The organism is Pseudomonas fluorescens (genome assembly GCF_000968015.1).
In the GTDB taxonomy this organism is placed as follows: domain Bacteria; phylum Pseudomonadota; class Gammaproteobacteria; order Pseudomonadales; family Pseudomonadaceae; genus Aquipseudomonas; species Aquipseudomonas fluorescens_W.
In genome coordinates, this window is the sequence record NZ_LACH01000121.1 from 1 (window position 1) to 1310 (window position 1310).

The following is a 1310-nucleotide window of genomic DNA, read 5'->3' on the forward strand; positions in this document are numbered from 1 at the left end:
TGTCTAGTCCTGAAATAGGTTTACACCTGTTTCACCCCAACGCCCGATGCATCGCATCGGGCGTTTTGTATTTCAAAGACAAGTGCGGACGCTCGCGGTTGTAGATCGATACCGACTCACCCACCATCTTCTTCGCCTGCGTTAAATCCTGTGGTCGCTGGAGCAAAAACTCTGTCTTCAATATCCCATTGACCCGCTCTGCCAAGGCGTTTTGGTAGCAGTCATAGCCGTCCGTCATTGAACATCGGATACCGTATTTCGCGTGCAATGCTTGGTACATCCCCGAGCAATATTGGATACCTCTATCCGAGTGATGCACCAACGGCTGGTCTGTCCGACGGTGCTTTACCGCCCGACGCAGCGCGTGTGCTACCGACTCGGTGTGCAGGCTTTCATGGACGTGATAGCCCACGATTTTGCGCGAGAAGGCGTCAGTTACAAGGCTTAGATACGCCACGCCTTTCTGCGTTGGCAGATAAGTAATGTCCGCCACCCAGACCTGTTCCGGGCGGCTTGGCACGATTTGATCAGGTCCGGGCTTGAGCAAGTTCGGGTGGCGGTGAAAGCGATGATGACTATTGGTTGTCTTGTGATACGCCCGCTTGCGGGCTACCAATAAACGCCGTTCACGCAGAATCGAAAACAGGCGATCTCGACCCACTTGCAGCTCAAGCTGAGGTTGGCACTGCAGCAAGTAATACAGCTTTCGGGTGCCCAGGCGCGGCTGCCGCAGGCGCTTTTGCTGAACGAAATCGGCAACTTGCTGATCCAGAACCAGACGAGCTGCATCGGCACGATTACGTTTGTAGTAAGCCTGGCGGCTTATCCCCATGAACTGGCAAGCCCTGCTGATGCTCAGGTTTTGGATTCGTTTTTGCGCAAGGACTTGCCGGGACGCTTTTTTACGACAGAGAGACCATAGTCATTTTTCAAGACGTCCACGACCGCCTCGAAAAACTGCGCTTTCTGATTGGACAGCGCCAACTGTTCTTCAAGCTCTTTGATGCGCTGCTCTGGCGTTAATGGTCGGTTTTTGTCGGGCATAGACCCCGTCCTCGGCGAGCCAATGTATGTGCCTGGGCTCCAATCCTGCCGACCATGCTTGCGTAACCACGTCAGAACGGTCGTTTTGCCTTGAATCCCGTAGCGCTCCTGAGCCTCTTTATAACTCAGCTCGCCTTTTTCGACTTGATCGACGACCGACAATTTAAAGGTCAGCGTGTAGTCGCGCTGACTTCGCCTTTTTGCTGATTCCATTACATCCTCCTGAAAACAGATCAGAAGGTGTAAACCTTATTCAGGACGGGACA

At 53.2% G+C, this 1310-nt stretch carries 1 pseudogene; it reads right to left on the reverse strand.

The features are described 5' to 3' along the window. Positions 1-3 precede the first annotated feature (3 nt). Positions 4-1257: pseudogene (locus VD17_RS30975) on the reverse strand (IS3 family transposase). Positions 1258-1310: the final 53 nt, after the last annotated feature.